Genomic DNA, 18811 nt, shown 5'->3' with positions numbered 1-18811 from the left:
AAGCTAATAATCAGTGGGGGATGGACAAAACAAAACCCCCACTGATTAAAGTTTCACTTTATTATATTGACCAAAAGAGAGTAAGAATTTATTTTGTTATGTAGTCAAGGAAGGAAATTGTAAAAAAATATTTAATAAAGTATAACCTGTGTCAACCTATTAAAAATGGTTTTTTCTTTATATTGTCGAATAGGATAAAAGGAAAAGAAAAATTTAATATGATTTGTAACAAGCTAAATATTTTTTCTAAGTGTAGTTCATTGCATCGAGAGGCAGAATACAGTTGTATAGATGATATATCTGGAATGAGGTGAATATATTATGAAAATATGGAAACGAATTTCGGATCAAGGAAGGTATTCTATACCGTTACAGCCGGTTTTGTGGATTGATGGTTCTAAAAAGGACACGGAAGCATCCGATGTAGCAGTCACATTGCAAATCCGTAGTATGTATAAAGAAAAATTTTCGTATGAGATGATCTATGATGTTAATGACATACTAATTATTCGACTTGAAGTTGAAAATAAAGGCGTTGAAATGATTTCGCGAGTAGTTGTAAGTCATATGATTCGTGATTATTTCGCGTATATCCCAAACTCTTTAAAAGCAGATAAGGGAATAAGTGAGTTTTTATTTCAGCTTGTAAGGTGGCGAATCGATAATTTATCACCGAATGAAAAGGTAGAATTAATTTGTCAAATAAAAGCAAATAAAGATAAAGCTCCTCCCAATTCATTATTTCAGGCTACATATACATTTCAATATAAAGGTGTATCATATGGACCGCTACAAACAAATGAAGTGGTTGTCAGAAAATGATAAGAAGGAACCTGTGCGAAAGGTTCCTTCTTTAATGAAGATTGTGCTTCTTGAGTAATTTCTTTTGTTCCACTCCCTTTTTTCCAATATAGTTATTTTTGTATCCAAAATATAGAATGAATAGAAATGAAATAACATTTACTATAGCGTCAATTTGATCGTTTGTAATGAAGTTTATTCCGAAAGAGTTAAATAGTAATTTTAATGATAACAAAAAGCCAGCTAGTAAGCGCATAATATCTAATAGATTTTCTTTTTGAGGCATATAGGTCACTCCTTCCTAAAAACGATATATAGTATATATATGAAATAAAATAGAAAAGGTATACAAACTTAAGTAGAAATGTACATTAAATATGTACATTTTTTATTTTATAGAAAAACATTATTGTTATAGAAACATATATTGGTATAAAAGGGGGAGAGTATGAAACATAAAGGGAAAATTAGTGGATTATTACTTGGGAACACAGTTGCGGTTACAGAATGGATTGCACTTCAGGATGTAATTGCTAAGCTAGATTCGAGATCATTTTTAACCGTCTTTATTATTTATATATTGCAAATGATACTAAGCTATTATTTTGGACATTGGTACGATAAAAGAACGAATACGCGTGTAAATATTGAAGTAGGAGGAATGACGAATAACGATTTTGTCGTTGATTTTTTTGGAAAAGTAGCTGCTTTATCAGAAAGAGATTCTCGTAATATTACAGTGTATATTCTTTCCGTAAAAGAATGGGATGTATTAAAAGACACAGTGCAAGAAAAAAAGTTAGATGAGCTAGTCCAAAGAGTAGAACGTACAATTGTAAAGACAGTTCGAAAAGGCGATGTAGTTACGAGGTGGGATGAAAATAAATATGTTATCGTAGCTGTTGATAATGGCTATGAAAAGTCAACAATAACAAGCCGATTAATCAAAAATATTCAAAATGAAATAGCGAATGATTTATTAAGTGTCACACTATTATTTGGGGCTGCAAGTTATCCTATAGAAGGGAAAACTTTTGAAGATTTGTTTAGAAAGGCACAAAATCAATTGTATAATTATAGAAACTTGCAAAGTCATGAATGAAACTTTGATTTAAAGAAGTATGATATAAAGATTTTTTTGTAACATTTTTTTGTCTTTTGTTACAAGAAAACTTTTTTTTGTAACAAAAGTCTTTAAAAATATATGAAATCAGCATATAATTGTGTGTGGATGTGTCAATGCATTTTGCACAATGTTTTCAGTTTAAAAGTGTAGAGGAAAACATGCTCTACACTTTTCCTTTTTAAGAAATTAAAAGAATCTTTGTAAGAGTTGCGAGGTCCCCTTTGCACTATGTAAAATGGACAAAGAGGTTATTTGATAGAAAGTGAGAAAGGGAATGATAGACGTGAGAGGTCAACGGTCATCTTTTATCAGGTGAAACATTATAGTGTTTCTTGCAGTAGGTAAGATTAAGGTAAATACCTTTATGTTTTAAGACATTACATAATTTCAAGTGCGAAAATTGTACAAGCAGTATAAATAATTATTGATGATCTTCGTAAAAAAGATGCGAGCGTGAAATAGATAAAGAAGTTACATGTTTTTCATGGGATTTTTGGCACGATGGTCGTTTATTAATAGGAGGAAAAGATGTTGAAATATAATAAATTAGCAATTGTAACTGCATTATCAATGACTTTACTAGCTGGTTGTTTCGGCCCAAAACCAGAAGAGGAGCTATATGTTGCATTTGAAAATGCTGCCAAGCAAGAAAAAACAATGTTTGAAGATGCGAAAAAATTAGAGTCATTAGAGAAAGAGGGCCAAGTATTATATAATCAAATTGTCCAAGAAGGAAAAGATAATAATCAGGCTGTTAAGGATAAGCTTGATCAAGCGGTGAAAAATACAGCTGAACGAGAAAAAGTTCTTATTAAAGAAAAAGAGGCGTTAAATAAAGCGCAAGAAGAAGTGAAGTCAGCTGATAAGCATGTGAAGAAAATTGAAGATAATAAATTAAAAGAACAGGCTGATAAAGTAAAGAGTACTTATGAGAAACGACATGATTCATTCCAAAAGATGTACGATAGCTATAATAAATCTTTAAAGCAAGAAAAAGAATTATATACAATGCTACAAGATAAAGGTACAAAATTAAAAGATATTAGCGAGAAAGTAAAGGTAGTAAACCAAGCATATAAAGATATTGAGACAGAAAAAGATAAGTTTAATGAATATACGAAATCATATAATACAGAAAAAGTTGCATTCTATAAACAAGCTAATATTAAAATTAAGGAAGATAAAAAATAAAACAGTTTGGCCTAATATTAGGCCAAACTGTTTTATTTTTTTGTATAGGTACGGCTATACCATGGAACTGGTTCGCTTAATTTTTTTTCCTGTTTTAATGCTTCAGGACCAATATAATCTTGAAGTGTTTTTTTTGCTATTGTTAAAGATAAGGTTGTTTTCGGATTTCGATAGGAGGATTCAAGGTGACCAAGATGCGGTAGGGTGCGAAAATCATCTTTCGTAGGAGGGATATGGAAAAAATAATCACCTAAACGTATAAGAACATCGGATTGTTGTTGACTAAAACGTGGATTTCTAGAAAAATGTAATCCTTCTTTGATAGCCTTTTTTTCAGTAATTAAGCGTTCTAAAGCAGTCTTTTTTAACCAATATAAGTACTTAGGGTTAGTTGCGGCTTTAGCATGACGATTCACAACGAAAATAGATTGAGCTAGTCTATTAATAGAATGTTGATTATGCAATGGAGATTGTGGTTGTGAAGGTTTCATATTGACTCTCCTTTCAATTTTTCCTTATTATAGCATAAATAAAATGGGTTTTTATTATATGCAAAAAGTAATTGTATATATTTTCAATATTAAAGCAATATTGTTACAAAAAACAACTATTTTGTATAATAGTGATAGAATATGTTTCAGAAATTTGATAATGAAAGAGTGAGAAGTTTGAAAGAAATATTAAAATTACAATATGCCATTATAGATATTGGATCTAATACAATGCGTTTAGTTATTTATGAAAAGCAAAATGGAGGTTTTTATAAAGAAATTGAAAATACGAAAGTGGTTGCTCGGTTAAGAAATTATTTAATCGATGGTGTTTTGAATGAAGAAGGTAAAGAAGTATTGTTACAAACATTATTTCAATTTCAAGAAAGTACAAAATTCCATCAGTTGCATCATGTACTTTGTGTGGCAACGGCAACAATTAGACAGGCTGAGAATCAAGAGGAGATTAAAAAACTTGTTGAAGGACAAACAGACTTTACTCTTAGAGTATTATCAGAATATGAGGAAGCACGTTACGGCTATTTAGCAGTTATGAATTCTACTTCGTTTTCGGAAGGAATAACAGTAGATATTGGTGGCGGAAGTACGGAAGTTACATATATTAAAAATAGAGAGATTTTAGAGTACCATAGTTTTCCTTTTGGTGCGCTTTCTTTAAAACATCTATTTATTAAAGGTGATATTCCTACTAAAGATGAATTAGAGGAAATTCGAGAGTATTTAGAGTGTCAATTTCGAACGTTACCATGGTTAATTGATAAGAAATTGCCTCTTATTGCAATTGGTGGTAGTGCGAGAAACTTAGCGAAAATTCACCAAAATTCAACAAACTATCCTATAGCGGGAGTACATTTATACAAAATGAAAGAAGAAGATATTGAAAATGTAAAAGGTGCATTGGAAAAACAATCGTTTATCGAACTTCAGAAAATGGAAGGATTGGCAAAAGATCGAGCTGATACAATTATTCCAGCGGTTGAAGTATTTCATAAACTTGTAAATATTATAGAAGCAACGGCATTTGTATTAAGCAAAAAAGGATTAAGAGAAGGTGTTTTCTATGAAGAGTTGACGAAAGATTTAGGGATTTCATATTATCCGAATGTAGTTGAAGAAAGCTTACATTTGTTATCACACGAATATGAAATGGATATGGAATTTGTCATTCAACTTATTAAACATGGAAGATTGATTTGTAAACAACTCGAAGAAATGGGACTGATTTCTGTTTCAATAAAAGACTGGGAAGCATTCCATCAAGCAGCGAAAGTATTTAATATTGGAAAATATATAGACGAAGAAGCGAGTCGTTTACACACGTTTTATTTATTGGCAAATAAAACAATTGACGGCATGATGCATAAAGATCGAGTGAGGTTAGCGCTTATTGCATCTTATAAATCAAAAATGCTATTTAAACAACATTTATCTCCATTTGAAGGTTGGTTTGATAAAAGCGAACAAAAAAAAATCCGCCTATTAGGCGCTGTTTTACAATTTTCAGCTGCTTTAAATGTAAGACAAAGATCGCTTGTTGATACGATATCCATAACAGAAAATAAAGAAGGATTAACGTTTAGAATTTTATGTGAGCAATCGGCATTAGCGGAAAAAGTACAAGCTGAAAAACAAAAAAAGCAGCTAGAAAGAGTATTGAAAACAAATATTCACTTATCATTTGAATCAAAACGTTAAGTTGTACGGATGTCTTTACAGAAAATTAACACTTTGGAATATTGTAATTTGATAAAATGAAAGTAACTAAATTATAGTGAAAAAGTTTCAAAGGGAAGTGTGAAGAGAATGGAATTGCTAAAGGGGAATTTAGTAAATTTAAATGATACAGCGTATTATAATAATCGTGAATTAAGCTGGCTAGCATTTAATGAACGTGTACTACAAGAAGCGCAAGATGAAAATAATCCACTATTAGAAAGACTAAAGTTTATTAGTATTTTTAGTTCGAATTTAGATGAATTTTTTATGGTGCGCGTAGCAGGTTTGAAAGATCAAGTAAGTGCGGGATTTAATCAGCCAGAAAATAAAGCAGGTTTAACACCAAAGAAACAGTTAAATAAGATTGCGATAAAATCGCATGAGTTAATGACTGTGCAGTATGAAACGTTTAAAAATTATGTATTGCCAGCGCTTGAACTAGAGGGGATTGAGCGTTTAACATTCCATGATTTGACGAAAGAGCAAAGGGAATTTATCGAGGAGTATTTTGATGAACAAATATTTCCGGTTTTAACCCCTGTATCTATTGATGCGTATCGTCCATTTCCAATGTTATTAAATAAAAGTTTGAATTTAGCTACTATTTTATATGATGAGCAACAGGCTGAGGAAGAAAATCGTACGAAGTTAGGAATTGTACAAGTGCCTTCATTACTGGAGCGTTTCATATTTTTACCGAGTGAAGGGCAAAAACATAAATTTATTTTATTAGAAGATGTAATTAGTGGTTTTACTCATAAACTATTCACAGGATATAACGTATCGCCTGTTACTCGTTTCCGTATTACACGTAATGCGGATTTAACGATCCATGAAGAAGGTGCACGCGATTTATTAAAAGTAATTGAAAAAGAATTGAAAAAGCGTAAGTGGGGAGCTGCCGTTCGTTTAGAAGTTGGTAAAGAACACATTGATGAAAGAGTGTTAGCGTTATTGTATGATGTGTTAGAAGTAAAAGATGAAGATGTGTACATGATGGATGGACCGTTAGATTTAACATGTTTATTCTCCTTATATAAAAAATTAGCGCCTTTATATGAACATCTAGTATATCCGGCTCTTATTCCTCAACCTCCTCAAGATTTAGGTGATGAGGAAGATGTATTTGAAAAAGCGATAGAACATGATATTTTATTACACCATCCCTTTGAGTCGTTTCAGCCAGTCGTTGATTTTGTCCGTGATGCGGCAGATGACTCGAATGTACTTGCGATTAAACAAACATTATATCGTGTAAGTGGAGATTCTCCAATAATTCAGGCGCTGAAGGTAGCAGCTGAAAAAGGAAAACAAGTGACGGTATTGGTTGAGTTAAAGGCAAGGTTTGATGAAGAGAATAATGTTCATTGGGCTAAAGAATTGGAACAGGCCGGATGTCACGTTATTTACGGAGTAAGTCACTTGAAAACGCATAGTAAAATTACGTTAGTTGTAAGAAGAAGAAACGGAAAAATTGAAAGGTTTGTACATCTTGGAACCGGAAATTATAATGATGCAACAGCGAAGTTGTATACCGATTTTGGATATATTACATCGCGAAAAGACTTTGGTGTAGATGCAACAAATTTCTTTAATTATTTGAGTGGTTATACAAAAAAACCGCATTTTCATCATTTATCTGTTGCCCCGTTTGATATAAGAGAGCAGTTTATGGAGTTAATAGATGAGGAAATCCGTTATCATAGACAATATGGAAATGGATATATTATCGCTAAAATGAATTCGTTAACAGATAAACCGTTAATAAAAAAAATGTATGAAGCATCACAAGCTGGGGTAAGGGTAGAGCTCATCGTTAGAGGGACATGTTGTTTAAGACCTGGGATTCCAAATGTAAGTGAAAATATTCGTGTAGTTAGTGTTGTTGGAAGATATTTAGAACATAGTCGTATTTATTATTTCCATCATAATGGAGATGAAAAAATATATTTATCTTCAGCTGATTTGATGACGCGAAATATGGAAAAACGAGTAGAAATATCCTTCCCAATTTTAGATATTGAAATGAAAGCGAGAATAAAGGCAATTTTACAGCTGGTTTTAGCTGATAATGTGAAAACACGTGAACAAAATAAAGATGGTGACTATTATTATATAATTAATAGTAGTATAGAAGAAATTGATAGCCAAGTGAATTTATTTAAGATGGCGTATCAAAATACAGACGCTGAATAGTGTGAAAAAAGTAAAAACCTCTTATTGAATTTAAGAGGTTTTTACTTTTTTTCTCTACTCATATATTCTCAAAATGGAAGGATGAGTAGAGAGAATAGTTTTTATTATAGGCGTGTGATGAGTCGGTTCGTTGAGAGAAAAACATTGGAAGAATGGTTGGTTTAAATTAATAATAGTATGGTTGTTGACAAGGCCCTCCGTAACAAGGAAAAGGTGCTGGTGGTGGGAAAGGCGGTGGATAAGGCGGATAAAACGGTCTAGGCCCGAAAGCTAATGCTCCGCCTAGCAGTCCGCCAGCAATTCCAGCTAGAAATGGAACACCGAAAAATGGAAAGAAGCGTGAGTCGCCTGCTGGGCCAAAAGGTGCTGAACGAACTGGGATCGGTTGATAATATGGATACATGAACAAACCTCCTTTACTGGACTCATTTTTATCATATGGTGGACCAAGCGTGGATGAGCGAGTACAAGGAAGGATATGTAAGGAAATAGGCGAATTGTTACGAATGTTGTAGGATGAAGAGTGTAATTTCAGGTTTTGACATAAAGCGGAATGGGACACGTGTTCTTCCAATACCTCGATTGACATAGAGAGTCAAACCTTGAATGTTATAGAAACCTTCAATATATTCTTTTGCAAGCGACGGGGTAATAATAGCACCTAAAAAAGGAATTTGTACTTGTCCGCCATGGCTATGACCAGAAAGTTGAAGATTGATTGGATATGTAGCGATTTGTGGCGCGATATCTGGTTCGTGAACGAGAACAATTGTATAAATATTTTGTTTTGCATGTTGTAAAGTTTCCGCTATTTTTGGTTTACCCAGTAGCATATCATCGAGTCCGAAAATAGAAATTTCACTATTATCCAGTAAACGAATTCGCTTTTCGCTATTTTGCAAAAGTTCAAATCCAGATTCGCGCATGATGTGATCATAGTATTCAGTTCCATATCCGCCATGGTCGTGGTTACCATAAATAGAAAATTTACCGAAGGGTGCCTGTATATTCTTTAAAATGGATGCAACAAAAGAAGCCTCGGTATATGTTTGGTAATCATCAATGAGATCACCAGTAAAAAGGACAATATCTGGCTTTTCAGCATTAATCTTGGAAACGATTTGAGATAAATGTTGGAGAGAGAAATAGTATCCTAGATGTAAATCGCTAAATTGAAGGATCTTCATACCATGAAAACCTTTTGGTATGAGTGGTGATTTAAGTGTGTGTTGCGTAAAAGAAAGCAAATAGGGCTCTATATATTTAGCATAATAATAGCCGATGCTTGCGGTTATAAATGAACATAGACAAGTGCGCATTCCAGATTTTAAAAAATTTCTTCTTGTAATTTTCTTCATATACAGGTTACTCGAACCTCCCTTCAGTTTTTTTAAAATATATTTTAAATACTAAAAAAGTAGTATAGATTACGAAAAAAATGAACGAAAAGAAACCTCTTTACGTTAAAATATCAGAAAAATTGAAAAATATAAAGATTTCTATCAAATAAAGTGATAAAATGAATGTGTATTCATTTTTTGGAGGGGATGTATGTGAAAGAGAAGGTAGTTATTATAACAGGTGGATCAAGTGGAATGGGAAAAGGGATGGCGATACGTTTTGCGAAAGAAGGGGCACGTGTTGTTATTACAGGGCGTACAAAAGAAAAGCTAGAAGAAGCAAAGTTAGAAATTGAACAGTTTCCAGGCCAAGTATTATCTGTACAAATGGATGTACGAAATACTGATGATATTCAAAAAATGATTGAACATATTGATGAGAAGTTTGGACGAATTGATATTTTAATAAATAATGCAGCTGGAAACTTTATTTGTCCAGCAGAGGACTTATCTGTGAATGGCTGGAATTCGGTAATTAATATTGTATTAAATGGTACATTTTATTGTAGTCAGGCTATTGGGAAATATTGGATTGAAAAAGGTATAAAAGGAAATATTATTAACATGGTGGCAACTTATGCATGGGATGCAGGCCCAGGGGTTATCCATTCGGCAGCAGCTAAAGCTGGTGTATTAGCGATGACAAAAACTCTTGCTGTTGAGTGGGGACGTAAATATGGAATACGAGTTAACGCTATCGCACCAGGACCAATTGAACGTACAGGTGGTGCCGATAAATTATGGATTTCAGAAGAAATGGCTAAGCGTACAATACAAAGTGTCCCACTTGGTAGGCTGGGGACACCAGAAGAAATTGCGGGTCTAGCTTATTATTTATGTTCAGATGAAGCTGCATACATAAATGGAACTTGTATGACAATGGATGGTGGCCAGCATTTGCATCAATATCCATTTTAAAAGGGATGAAAAAAACGAATGATTTATTCATTTCTTTGTGGTAAAATATGACGAAATTGTGACACTTAAAAGAAATGTGTTTACAAGAGGGGATATATACGTTATATTTAAGACCTCTTTTTTCTTCATAGTAGAATTGCTAATTCCCCTTAGCATTTTACCCCTCTAATCCCTTCAGGAAAACTGAAGGGATTTTTTATTATTTTTCCGTAAATATCGTGTTATAATTTTTGAAAAGTAAAGGGAGGGAAGCACGTTGATAGATGCATTAGATGTAATGAGTAACTTGGATAAAGTCCTTCCTTATTATCAAGCTATTTTTAGTGCTGATGAGCATACAATAATTGGATATGAAGTTGTAGGACGAATTCAAACAGAAGAGGGCATACAAAGTTTAGCATCTTTCTTCCATGATGATTCTATTCCGAGTGAGTTCCAACTTGAAGCGGATAACATCATCGTAGAAAAAGCGTTAAATAGGTATTTAGAAACGGATCAAAAATTATTATTATTTATACATCGGAATGCTAATGTATTAATGAATGATGAAGATGAAAGTTTACTTCAACTTTTGCTGATGTATGAAGAACAAGGTTTGAACTTACAACGCATTGTTCTGGAAATAACAGAACATGAATGTAAAGAAGATATAGAACAATTTAATCATTTACTCATGTATTATCGTACATATGGTATTCAAATTTCGATTAATAAAGTCGGAACGGGTACAAGTAATTTAGAGCGTATTAGCGTGTTAGCACCGGATATTTTAAAAGTAGATTTAATAAATTTAAGGCAAACTGCACTTTTACAATCTTATCAAGATATTTTATATTCCTTATCTTTACTTGCTAGAAGAATTGGTGCGACATTGTTATATGAAGAAATTGATGCTTTTTATCAACTACAATATGCTTGGAAAAACGGTGGTAGGTATTATCAAGGTAATTATTTGAAAGAATGTTTACCTGATTTTATTGAAACGAATGTTTTAAAAGAGCGACTTGGTAATGAATGTCATCAATTTATTCTGCATGAGAAGAAGAAGTTGCAAAAAATTTATAATTTAACAGAGATGTTACGTGATCGAATTGGTGATGTTCTGTCAAAACAAAAAAAGAATGAAGATATAAATAATTGGTTATTACAATTTAGCCAAAGCATATCACAATATAGTTTTCGGATATTTATTTGTAATGAAGATGGTTTTCAACAATCGGGTAATATTATGAAAAAAGATGGTGGATGGATCATTATGCCAGAGTATTATATGAAGAACTGGAGCTGGCGCCCGTATTTTCTAGAAAATATAATGAAAATGCGTTTTGAGAATAAGGCAAGACTTTCAGATTTATATGCTGATATCGAAACTGGTGAAATGGTACGAACATTTTCATTCCCGATTGATGATGAAAACTTTTTATTTATAGATTTATCGTACGAATATTTATATGAAGAAGATGTTTTATTTTAATGCACGAAGAGATTCGTGTATTTTTTTGTTTGTTTTTATCATAAATTGGTAATAGTGAACATGATGATGAAAATGCTGTCTATCGTTGTAAAGATTTTACGAACGAAATCATCCCTTTCTTTGCATAATCATTGTTACAATGAATACTACAAAGACAAGCTCTTTTAAAAGGAAGGTGAAAAAATGAAGAAATATGGAATATGGTTTGTTCTATTTATATGTGTTGCCTTTCTAGTTGGCTATAGTGTCACAACTGTTTTAGGAAAAGAAGAAGTGAAAGTGGATCGGAAAGAAGTGTTTACAACGATACAAAAAGGTTATGAGACGCAATTTTCAATCCGCGGGAAGCAAATACCTATGAATAAGATGATAGAGACGTTATCACCATATTTTACAAATAATTTCCTTCAAGTTTTTACAGATGAAAACAGTAGAAATGAAAAACAAAGTGGTGAATATTTACTTCCAGCAAAAGAAGCTCCGTTTTCTTTTAATTCAGAAACAAAAATGTCTTATGATGAAGAACATAAAAATTTATATGTCTATGAGCGGACAAAGAGTGGACAATATCAAATTGTGACATTGCAAAAGGATAATGGAAAATGGAAATTAGCAGGGTATCATGAAAGTCAGGAACTATTGACTGAAATAAAAAGGTTACAACAATTATGAGAATAGGAATAGGTGTCGCCTATTCCTATTCTATACCGAGTAGCTGTTGTAATTTTTCAATTTGAAAACCTGCCACAACTTCTTCGTCAATTACAACTGTTGGAGTTGAATAGGATTCATAGTCATATAAAAGACGATTGCGTGCAGCAGCGTCTTTTTTTATGTCAAATTCTTCATATACAACGTTATTATGTTTTAAAAATTCTTTTACAATGGTACAAGGCGGACAATCAGGTTGTGTATAAACCTCAATTTTTTTCATTGTAATTCCTCCCTTTTTCTGTTGTTTATTATATTCTGCCAGTATAAAAAGCGCAATAAAGAAGTAAAAAGATGATCTTTCATCTTTTTACTTCTTATTTCGACAAATTTTAGTTGAGTTTCTGGCCAAGAACCTTTATCCTAGATTGTGGAACGTTTTTTCTGTTATGACGGATAGAATGAGTATAGCTGTAAAACCTATTGGTAGGAAGATCAGAGAAAGGAGAGATTTCATGTCTCTACTCCAAGGAATTTTAACTCGACTTGTTAGTCTACAAGAACAAGCTGAAAGCGGTGAAGTAGCACAACGCTATTTTGAAGTGAACGGTGAGCGCAAATGTAGCGTGAAATTTTTCGATAAAAGTGAAATGTATGAGTTAGAAGTGTATCAACAAGGTGAAAAACCTCAAGTGTATCAATTCGATAACATCGATATGGTTGCAATTGAGATTTACGATATCATTTCTTGATACATATAAAAAAGGTACTGCCAAATGGCGGTACCTTTTTTAGTTATATTAATTAATGGGCTATATAGGTAGTAGAAGTTGTAATTTAAGTCGCGATTAAATAAAAGAGTTTTTACAAATGTATATGTATAGGAATTTTTTATTTTTCCTACAATGATAGTAAATATTAATAGGAGGTGCAAAGGATGGAACGCTTACCGATTGTTATTTGTCCTAATTGTCACAGTCATGCTGAAATTAATCACGTATTAACCGCCCAGTCTAATCAAAATGTAATATATACATGTAGGTTTTGTAATTATGTAATTCGAAATATTGAAACGAATAAAGGGTAGTAAGTTATAATTTTTGTTTTTGTCCCATACAATGAGAATACGAAAAGTCTGTCTAATTGAAAGGACGTGACTATGTGGACGGTGAGCATACATTTTATAATGTTTCAGAGAGACATTTGAATTTTGATATGGTATTTAACCGTATTTGTAGTTTCATTGAAAAGGATCCGCGAAATTTATATCGATTATCTATTGGGACAGACTCACAAGCGCATCAAAAGGATACGAGGTTTATTACAGCGATACATATTCATCGTGTTGGAAAAGGAGCATGGGGATGTTTGCATCATAAATCAGTGAAAAATAAGCCAGCAACGTTGCGAGAGAAAATATATTTAGAAACACAGTTTAGTCAAGAAATCGCCTATCTATTTACTCCCAATCATATACAAGCGATATGGGATTTATTGCACCCATACGCTCAAGATGGAGCAGGATTCATAATGGAAATTCATTTAGATATCGGGAATGATGGTTTAACAAAAGAATTTATTTTAGATATGACGATGAAAATTCAAGCAATGGGATTAACAGCAAAAATTAAACCAGATGCTTATGCGGCATTTAGTTACGCAAACAGATATACAAAATAATGTGAAATGATGTCTATATATTCGCAGTCTTTAAGTGTTTCTAACGAAAACTGAATATTACATCTGTTAAATAGACTGAAAAATTTATATAATGAGAGTGATGATGCGAGTGCAAGGAGAGGAGCATATGGAAAAGGAATTTGTTTTAACAAGAGAAGAAGAAAATTTATTGTTGGATATTCTGTTTCAGCAAAATTACGCGAGCGAAATTTTAGCGGTGGAGCTTACAGACATTGAGAATGGTTTAAAACAGACAGATGTGACGCAATATAAAAAAATCACAAGATTGTTTTACCGATTAAAAAATAAAGGGTATTAAGCACTACCGGAATGGTAGTCTTTTTTTTATGTTATATGCTAAAATAGTTATGTATTTTTATTAGAAGAATGTCAGGACAAAATAATAATATGAAAACGCTATCATAAAATGTGAATAGGATCGGAGAATATTAGCAGGAAAAAGGGAAAATGGGGGATGTAACATGATTAGTATTCCGAAAGACGAGTTTCAACAAATTCTTGTGAAGGATTTAATGATTTCATCAGATAAAGTAGCACATGTACAAATAGGGAATGGTCTAGAACATGCTTTACTCGTTCTTGTGAAATCTGGATATTCGGCGATTCCTGTTTTAGACCCTATGTATAAATTACATGGGTTAATTAGTACTGCTATGATTTTAGATGGTATTTTAGGATTAGAGCGCATTGAGTTTGAAAGACTTGAGAATATGAAAGTGGAACAAGTGATGAAGGAAGAGATTCCAGTTCTTACGTTAGAAGATTCTTTTGCAAAAGCTTTAGAAATGACAATTGATCATCCTTTTATTTGCGCTGTCAATGAAGAAGGTTACTTCGAGGGTATTTTAACACGGCGGGCTATTTTAAAATTGTTGAATAAAAAAGTGAGACAGCATAATCGATAACGTAGGGAAAGTGACTTCACAGAAAAGGCGAAGTCACTTTTTTTCGTGCATATCAGTTGTGTATGTATTATATTTAAAAAGACATAAAGCATAAGAAAAGTTTGAACTAACAAACCGTTCTAATGTATAAAAGTATGCAATTAAATTAAGGATGAAATACTTATTAAAATTAGGTGTATGGAAGCTAAGGAAAGAGGGAGAAAGTTGCAAATTGATGATTTTCAAATGATGGTTGTGTTAGCTCAGGAATCAAATATGAGAAAAGCGGCGGAACGTTTATTTGTTTCCCAACCTGCGCTTAGTCAACGATTACAATCTATGGAGAAACAATGGGGAATGAAATTTTTTATTCGTTCACAAAAAGGATTAACAATTACACCTGAAGGGGAAAAAGTTGCAAATTATGCAAAAGAAATGTTACAACGGGAAGAGGGTATTAAAAGTGAACTGGCTCTTTTTAGAACCGAAACATACGGTACGTTAAAAATAGCTGTTGCATCAGTCATTGGGCAATATTGGCTTCCACCTGTTTTGAAAAAATTTGTGCATAAGTATCCTTCTGTGAAGATATCTCTGTTTACTGGCTGGAGTAGTGAAGTGCAAAAGCAATTTTATGAAGGAGACGTTCATGTTGCTATACTGAGAGGATCACAAGAATACAAAGGGCAGAAACAACAATTATTTGAAGATGAATTATATTTAGTTGATAAAGAAATAAAAGATATTTCGATGTTAAAAGAGACAAATAGACCATTTATTCAATTTAAAAGTGATTCGACCTACTATGGACAAATACAAAATTGGTGGTATGGATTATTTTCAAATCCACCTAAGCGAACGATTGTAGTTGACCAAATTGAAACGTGCAAACAGCTTGTTTTAAATGGAATAGGTTATGCTCTTTTACCTTCGACTGTTTTAAAAGAAGTGCAGGAAAATATGTATAAAACACCTGTTCAATTAACGAGAGAAACATGGTTATTGACGAGTGACTCGGCAAGGCAGTTGAAGCAAGTACAAGCATTTTTAGAAATTATAGAAGAAATTCAAATGGAAAAATAAGATTATTGTCTTGCTACTCGCTCTATCGTTTGGTAGAGTAACATTATAAATGGATTTAGGAGGCAACAAGAATGAAAATGATGGACGCTAACGAAATTATTTCGTTTATTCAAAACAGTGAAAAGAAAACTCCTGTAAAGGTATACATAAAAGGGGATTTAAAAGAGGTAACATTCCCTGAAACAGTACAAGCATTTGTAAATAAAAAATCTGGTGTATTATTCGGAGAATGGTCTGAAATTAAGACAATTCTTGATGAAAATAACAAGCACATTGTTGACTATGTAGTTGAGAATGACCGTCGTAATTCTGCAATTCCAATGCTTGATTTAAAAGGTATTAAAGCTCGTATTGAGCCAGGCGCGATTATTCGTGACCATGTAGAAATTGGTGACAACGCTGTTATCATGATGAATGCAACAATTAACATTGGTGCTGTAATTGGTGAAGGTACTATGATCGACATGAACGCAGTGCTTGGTGGACGTGCAACAGTTGGTAAGAACTGTCACGTAGGTGCAGGTGCTGTACTTGCCGGTGTTATTGAGCCACCTTCTGCAAAACCAGTTATCGTTGAAGATGATGTTGTAATTGGTGCAAATGTAGTTGTTCTAGAAGGCGTTACAGTAGGTAAAGGTGCAGTTGTAGCAGCAGGAGCTGTTGTAACAGAAGATGTGCCTCCATATACAGTTGTTGCGGGAACTCCGGCACGTGTAATTAAAGAAATTGATGAGAAGACAAAAGCAAAAACTGAAATTAAACAAGAGCTTCGTCAATTAAACCCAGAGAAATAAAAAATAAAAAGCGTAAGAGCATGAATGTGCTCTTACGCTTTTTATAGATAGAGGTGCAAAAATGACAGTAAGCAAATTTGTCCAAGTTCGTAGAGATTTACATAAAATTCCGGAGATCGGATTTAAAGAGTGGAAAACACAACAGTATATTTTAGATTATATAGGAACGCTTCCTAATGAATATTTGGAAGTGAAAACATGGAAAACAGGTGTAATTGTTAAAGTAAATGGAAAAAATCCAGAAAAAATAATAGGTTATCGTGCAGATATAGACGGTCTACCAATTACAGAGGAAACTGGATATGAATTCTCTTCTGTCCATGAAGGAATGATGCATGCATGTGGACATGATTTGCATGCAACAATCGGTTTAGGACTTCTAACAGCGGCTGTAAGCGGAAGAATAGATGATGATCTTGTGTTTATATTCCAACCAGCTGAAGAAGGTCCAGGTGGTGCACTTCCTATGTTAGAAAGCGATGAGTTAAAAGAATGGAAGCCTAATATGATTCTTGGACTTCATATTGCGCCTGAATACTCTGTGGGAACAATTGCGACAAAAGAAGGTTTATTATTTGCGAATACATCAGAGCTATACGTTGATTTAAAAGGAAAAGGTGGACATGCTGCATATCCGCATACAGCAAATGATATGATTGTTGCAGCGAGTCATCTCGTTACACAACTTCAATCAGTTATTAGTCGTAATGTGAACCCTCTTGACAGTGCGGTAATTACAATTGGGAAAATTACAGGTGGTACAGTTCAAAACATTATCGCAGAAAAATCTCGTTTAGAAGGAACAATTCGAACGCTATCAGTGGAATCAATGAAACGTGTTAAAAGCCGAATTGAGGCAATTGTTGCGGGAATAGAAGCTTCTTTTCAATGTGAAGCTGTTATTGACTACGGAGCGATGTATCATCAAGTGTATAACCATGAGGAGCTAACGAGAGAGTTTATGCAATTTACACGTGAACAAACGACTATGGACGTAATTACGTGTACGGAGGCAATGACAGGTGAAGACTTTGGTTATATGCTTCGAGAGATACCTGGATTTATGTTTTGGCTTGGAGTAAATTCAGAATATGGTTTACATCATGCGAAATTAAAACCAGACGAAGAGGTTATTGAGAAAGCAATTGTATTTTTAAATCAATATGTGAAGTGGAAGGGAAATAGAAAGTGAACTTACTCGCTAATTGTGCAATAGTTTAGAGTGGGGACTTCTTAGTTCAGAGACGAAAACATCTTTCGTATTCGTTAGTGTTAGACATCTTCATACAAATGAGTAAAGTTAAATTTGACGTCTTAATAATGAGCAGGGGGTTTTTAGCCACTGCTCATTATTAATTATTGCTAATAGGGAAGATAATTATTTAACTACCCTATATATGTTTACTTTTAGTATGAAAAGTGTGTAAAATCAATGTGATACATAGAAAAAAGGGTGGGGAATTACGTGCAAATTAGCAGTGCGATTTTATGTTTCGTCTTATATGCATATGTTATTATTGCGGCGGTTTATTTTGGGATAAGTTTTTACGCCTATCGTTTAGCAAATAATAGTGAATATGAAGAAACATACAAATGGGTGAAAAGATATTTGTCACCTGTACTAGAAATTATGAATGGATTTGTTCTTTTTTTATTTATTGGATTAATTGCTTTCTCAACGAGTTTAGTAGGGAATAAGACTACGTTATTTGTACTAGGTATCATTATTTTTATGCTATTAGGAATTCGGATTGGTAATACGGTGTTTTGGAACGAAAGAAAAATAGATGGTTGGACAGGGATGTTTATTCCATGTATGTTAGCTGCAATTGTGACGAATATAGAACATGAATATTATCAATTACATTTTTGGCTTATCATTGTTTTAACAATCCTCTCTGTTTTGTATATAAGTACTGTCGTGCTAACATACATCGCAAATGAAAAAGGAGATGCAAAAGGTGCGCACTTCTTTAGAGGGCGTGCATTATTATGGAGTGTGCCGACGATGGCAGTTATAGGAATTATTGCGATATTAGTAAATGGATATCAATTTACTAATTGGCAATTGTTTTTAGAAACTTGGTGGATCTTCATTGTTTCGCTTGTAGCTTTTTTAGGCGCAACACATTATTTATTTCATCAACATCATTACATATTGGCACTGTTATTCGCATTTACACAACTTTTATTTGCTTTTTTCGGACAAGAAACGCTATTGTTCGTTTTTGAAACATTTAGTTCATTTGGAAATATATTTGTATTTGGTATGTTAATTTTCGGTATCGCGTTTTATTTACAACAGTATTTTTATATGCAAAAACAAAAATAAGAAGTATATACAGGTTTTTGTAGCGAATTTAA

The 18811-nt window shown here is 33.1% G+C and carries 22 protein-coding genes; 17 read left to right on the top strand and 5 right to left on the bottom strand.

What is annotated here, in order from left to right; all coding sequences use genetic code 11:
* The first annotated feature begins 321 nt into the window (after positions 1 to 321).
* Positions 322 to 822 (top strand): hypothetical protein, encoded by a 501-nt coding sequence (locus tag NSQ08_RS18595; protein WP_002033821.1) that lies wholly within the window; start codon positions 322 to 324, stop codon positions 820 to 822.
* A 31-nt stretch (positions 823 to 853) separates the two neighbouring features.
* Here NSQ08_RS18595 and NSQ08_RS18590 read toward each other — a convergent pair whose 3' ends face one another.
* Complete coding sequence (locus NSQ08_RS18590) at positions 854 to 1087, bottom strand: phage holin (protein ID WP_002014824.1); 234 nt, start codon at positions 1085 to 1087, stop codon at positions 854 to 856.
* 162 nt (positions 1088 to 1249) lie between these two features.
* On the opposite strand from NSQ08_RS18590, the gene NSQ08_RS18585 reads away from it, so the two are divergent.
* Both NSQ08_RS18585 and NSQ08_RS18580 read left to right on the top strand, forming a co-directional pair.
* Positions 1250 to 1903 (top strand): diguanylate cyclase domain-containing protein, encoded by a 654-nt coding sequence (locus NSQ08_RS18585; protein ID WP_002033822.1) that lies wholly within the window; start codon positions 1250 to 1252, stop codon positions 1901 to 1903.
* 552 nt (positions 1904 to 2455) lie between these two features.
* Positions 2456 to 3118, top strand: a complete 663-nt coding sequence (locus NSQ08_RS18580; RefSeq protein ID WP_002014826.1) for a YkyA family protein — start codon at positions 2456 to 2458, stop codon at positions 3116 to 3118.
* Between the two features lie 32 nt (positions 3119 to 3150).
* Here the strand turns inward: NSQ08_RS18580 and NSQ08_RS18575 are convergent, their stop codons facing one another.
* Positions 3151 to 3609 (bottom strand): YkyB family protein, encoded by a 459-nt coding sequence (locus tag NSQ08_RS18575; protein ID WP_002014827.1) that lies wholly within the window; start codon positions 3607 to 3609, stop codon positions 3151 to 3153.
* A 141-nt stretch (positions 3610 to 3750) separates the two neighbouring features.
* Between NSQ08_RS18575 and NSQ08_RS18570 the strand changes: the two genes are divergently transcribed.
* Both NSQ08_RS18570 and NSQ08_RS18565 read left to right on the top strand, forming a co-directional pair.
* Positions 3751 to 5325 (top strand): Ppx/GppA family phosphatase, encoded by a 1575-nt coding sequence (locus tag NSQ08_RS18570; RefSeq protein ID WP_340777811.1) that lies wholly within the window; start codon positions 3751 to 3753, stop codon positions 5323 to 5325.
* A 108-nt stretch (positions 5326 to 5433) separates the two neighbouring features.
* A complete protein-coding gene (locus tag NSQ08_RS18565; RefSeq protein WP_002014829.1) occupies positions 5434 to 7542 on the top strand; it encodes a polyphosphate kinase in 2109 nt (702 codons plus the stop codon).
* Positions 7543 to 7708: 166 nt separating this feature from the next.
* Here the strand turns inward: NSQ08_RS18565 and NSQ08_RS18560 are convergent, their stop codons facing one another.
* Together NSQ08_RS18560 and NSQ08_RS18555 are read right to left on the bottom strand one after the other, a co-directional pair.
* Positions 7709 to 7945 (bottom strand): hypothetical protein, encoded by a 237-nt coding sequence (locus NSQ08_RS18560; RefSeq protein ID WP_002014830.1) that lies wholly within the window; start codon positions 7943 to 7945, stop codon positions 7709 to 7711.
* A 97-nt stretch (positions 7946 to 8042) separates the two neighbouring features.
* Positions 8043 to 8900 carry a metallophosphoesterase gene (locus NSQ08_RS18555; protein ID WP_215590129.1) on the bottom strand — a complete coding sequence of 286 codons (858 nt, stop codon included), beginning with the start codon at positions 8898 to 8900 and terminating at the stop codon, positions 8043 to 8045.
* A 195-nt stretch (positions 8901 to 9095) separates the two neighbouring features.
* On the opposite strand from NSQ08_RS18555, the gene fadH reads away from it, so the two are divergent.
* From fadH to NSQ08_RS18540, 3 genes are all read left to right on the top strand, one after another.
* The gene (fadH, locus tag NSQ08_RS18550; RefSeq protein WP_002142976.1) at positions 9096 to 9860 is read left to right on the top strand and encodes a 2,4-dienoyl-CoA reductase; all 765 of its coding nucleotides are present in this window, start codon (positions 9096 to 9098) and stop codon (positions 9858 to 9860) included.
* A 256-nt stretch (positions 9861 to 10116) separates the two neighbouring features.
* Entirely contained in the window at positions 10117 to 11334 is a 1218-nt protein-coding gene (locus tag NSQ08_RS18545; protein WP_340777804.1) for an EAL domain-containing protein, read from the top strand.
* A 183-nt stretch (positions 11335 to 11517) separates the two neighbouring features.
* Entirely contained in the window at positions 11518 to 12006 is a 489-nt protein-coding gene (locus NSQ08_RS18540) for a DUF3993 domain-containing protein (RefSeq protein ID WP_002014834.1), read from the top strand.
* A 25-nt stretch (positions 12007 to 12031) separates the two neighbouring features.
* On the opposite strand, the gene NSQ08_RS18535 is transcribed toward NSQ08_RS18540, so the two are convergent.
* Positions 12032 to 12268: a glutaredoxin domain-containing protein gene (locus NSQ08_RS18535; RefSeq protein ID WP_002014835.1), complete on the bottom strand. Its 237-nt coding sequence runs from the start codon at positions 12266 to 12268 to the stop codon at positions 12032 to 12034.
* Between the two features lie 232 nt (positions 12269 to 12500).
* Here NSQ08_RS18535 and NSQ08_RS18530 point away from each other — a divergent pair, with 232 nt between their 5' ends.
* The 9 genes from NSQ08_RS18530 to NSQ08_RS18490 all read left to right on the top strand — a co-directional run bounded on the left by NSQ08_RS18530 (position 12501) and on the right by NSQ08_RS18490 (position 18779).
* Positions 12501 to 12737, top strand: coding sequence for a YkuJ family protein (locus tag NSQ08_RS18530; RefSeq protein WP_000055151.1), 237 nt, complete (start codon positions 12501 to 12503; stop codon positions 12735 to 12737).
* A 185-nt stretch (positions 12738 to 12922) separates the two neighbouring features.
* Complete coding sequence (locus NSQ08_RS18525; protein WP_002033828.1) at positions 12923 to 13072, top strand: hypothetical protein; 150 nt, start codon at positions 12923 to 12925, stop codon at positions 13070 to 13072.
* Positions 13073 to 13146: 74 nt separating this feature from the next.
* A complete protein-coding gene (locus NSQ08_RS18520; RefSeq protein ID WP_002033829.1) occupies positions 13147 to 13665 on the top strand; it encodes a ribonuclease H-like YkuK family protein in 519 nt (172 codons plus the stop codon).
* A 127-nt stretch (positions 13666 to 13792) separates the two neighbouring features.
* Positions 13793 to 13984, top strand: coding sequence for an antirepressor AbbA (abbA, locus tag NSQ08_RS18515; RefSeq protein ID WP_002145987.1), 192 nt, complete (start codon positions 13793 to 13795; stop codon positions 13982 to 13984).
* Between the two features lie 163 nt (positions 13985 to 14147).
* A complete protein-coding gene (cbpB, locus tag NSQ08_RS18510; RefSeq protein WP_002014839.1) occupies positions 14148 to 14591 on the top strand; it encodes a cyclic-di-AMP-binding protein CbpB in 444 nt (147 codons plus the stop codon).
* Positions 14592 to 14768: 177 nt separating this feature from the next.
* Positions 14769 to 15653 (top strand): LysR family transcriptional regulator, encoded by an 885-nt coding sequence (locus tag NSQ08_RS18505; RefSeq protein ID WP_002014840.1) that lies wholly within the window; start codon positions 14769 to 14771, stop codon positions 15651 to 15653.
* A 71-nt stretch (positions 15654 to 15724) separates the two neighbouring features.
* Positions 15725 to 16447 carry a 2,3,4,5-tetrahydropyridine-2,6-dicarboxylate N-acetyltransferase gene (gene dapD, locus NSQ08_RS18500; protein WP_002014841.1) on the top strand — a complete coding sequence of 241 codons (723 nt, stop codon included), beginning with the start codon at positions 15725 to 15727 and terminating at the stop codon, positions 16445 to 16447.
* 61 nt (positions 16448 to 16508) lie between these two features.
* Complete coding sequence (locus NSQ08_RS18495; protein WP_340777793.1) at positions 16509 to 17639, top strand: N-acetyldiaminopimelate deacetylase; 1131 nt, start codon at positions 16509 to 16511, stop codon at positions 17637 to 17639.
* Between the two features lie 273 nt (positions 17640 to 17912).
* The gene (locus tag NSQ08_RS18490; protein WP_002014843.1) at positions 17913 to 18779 is read left to right on the top strand and encodes a hypothetical protein; all 867 of its coding nucleotides are present in this window, start codon (positions 17913 to 17915) and stop codon (positions 18777 to 18779) included.
* Positions 18780 to 18811 lie beyond the last annotated feature (32 nt).

The organism is Bacillus sp. FSL E2-8887, assembly GCF_038007205.1.
GTDB lineage: Bacteria > Bacillota > Bacilli > Bacillales > Bacillaceae_G > Bacillus_A > Bacillus_A mycoides.
Note: the sequence above shows the minus strand (reverse complement) of the source record. Positions and strands in the feature narration are given on the sequence as shown.

Coding starts and splice junctions, on each gene's coding strand:
- abbA (WP_002145987.1), top strand. CDS start 13,793: ATGGAAAAGGAATTTGTTTTAACAAGAGAAGAAGAAAATTTATTGTTG.
- NSQ08_RS18585 (WP_002033822.1), top strand. CDS start 1,250: ATGAAACATAAAGGGAAAATTAGTGGATTATTACTTGGGAACACAGTT.
- NSQ08_RS18540 (WP_002014834.1), top strand. CDS start 11,518: ATGAAGAAATATGGAATATGGTTTGTTCTATTTATATGTGTTGCCTTT.
- NSQ08_RS18530 (WP_000055151.1), top strand. CDS start 12,501: ATGTCTCTACTCCAAGGAATTTTAACTCGACTTGTTAGTCTACAAGAA.
- cbpB (WP_002014839.1), top strand. CDS start 14,148: ATGATTAGTATTCCGAAAGACGAGTTTCAACAAATTCTTGTGAAGGAT.
- NSQ08_RS18505 (WP_002014840.1), top strand. CDS start 14,769: ATGGAAGCTAAGGAAAGAGGGAGAAAGTTGCAAATTGATGATTTTCAA.
- dapD (WP_002014841.1), top strand. CDS start 15,725: ATGAAAATGATGGACGCTAACGAAATTATTTCGTTTATTCAAAACAGT.
- NSQ08_RS18570 (WP_340777811.1), top strand. CDS start 3,751: ATGTTTCAGAAATTTGATAATGAAAGAGTGAGAAGTTTGAAAGAAATA.
- NSQ08_RS18535 (WP_002014835.1), bottom strand. CDS start 12,268: ATGAAAAAAATTGAGGTTTATACACAACCTGATTGTCCGCCTTGTACC.
- NSQ08_RS18575 (WP_002014827.1), bottom strand. CDS start 3,609: ATGAAACCTTCACAACCACAATCTCCATTGCATAATCAACATTCTATT.
- NSQ08_RS18580 (WP_002014826.1), top strand. CDS start 2,456: ATGTTGAAATATAATAAATTAGCAATTGTAACTGCATTATCAATGACT.
- NSQ08_RS18525 (WP_002033828.1), top strand. CDS start 12,923: ATGGAACGCTTACCGATTGTTATTTGTCCTAATTGTCACAGTCATGCT.
- NSQ08_RS18495 (WP_340777793.1), top strand. CDS start 16,509: ATGACAGTAAGCAAATTTGTCCAAGTTCGTAGAGATTTACATAAAATT.
- NSQ08_RS18590 (WP_002014824.1), bottom strand. CDS start 1,087: ATGCCTCAAAAAGAAAATCTATTAGATATTATGCGCTTACTAGCTGGC.
- NSQ08_RS18560 (WP_002014830.1), bottom strand. CDS start 7,945: ATGTATCCATATTATCAACCGATCCCAGTTCGTTCAGCACCTTTTGGC.
- NSQ08_RS18565 (WP_002014829.1), top strand. CDS start 5,434: ATGGAATTGCTAAAGGGGAATTTAGTAAATTTAAATGATACAGCGTAT.
- NSQ08_RS18595 (WP_002033821.1), top strand. CDS start 322: ATGAAAATATGGAAACGAATTTCGGATCAAGGAAGGTATTCTATACCG.
- NSQ08_RS18555 (WP_215590129.1), bottom strand. CDS start 8,900: ATGAAGAAAATTACAAGAAGAAATTTTTTAAAATCTGGAATGCGCACT.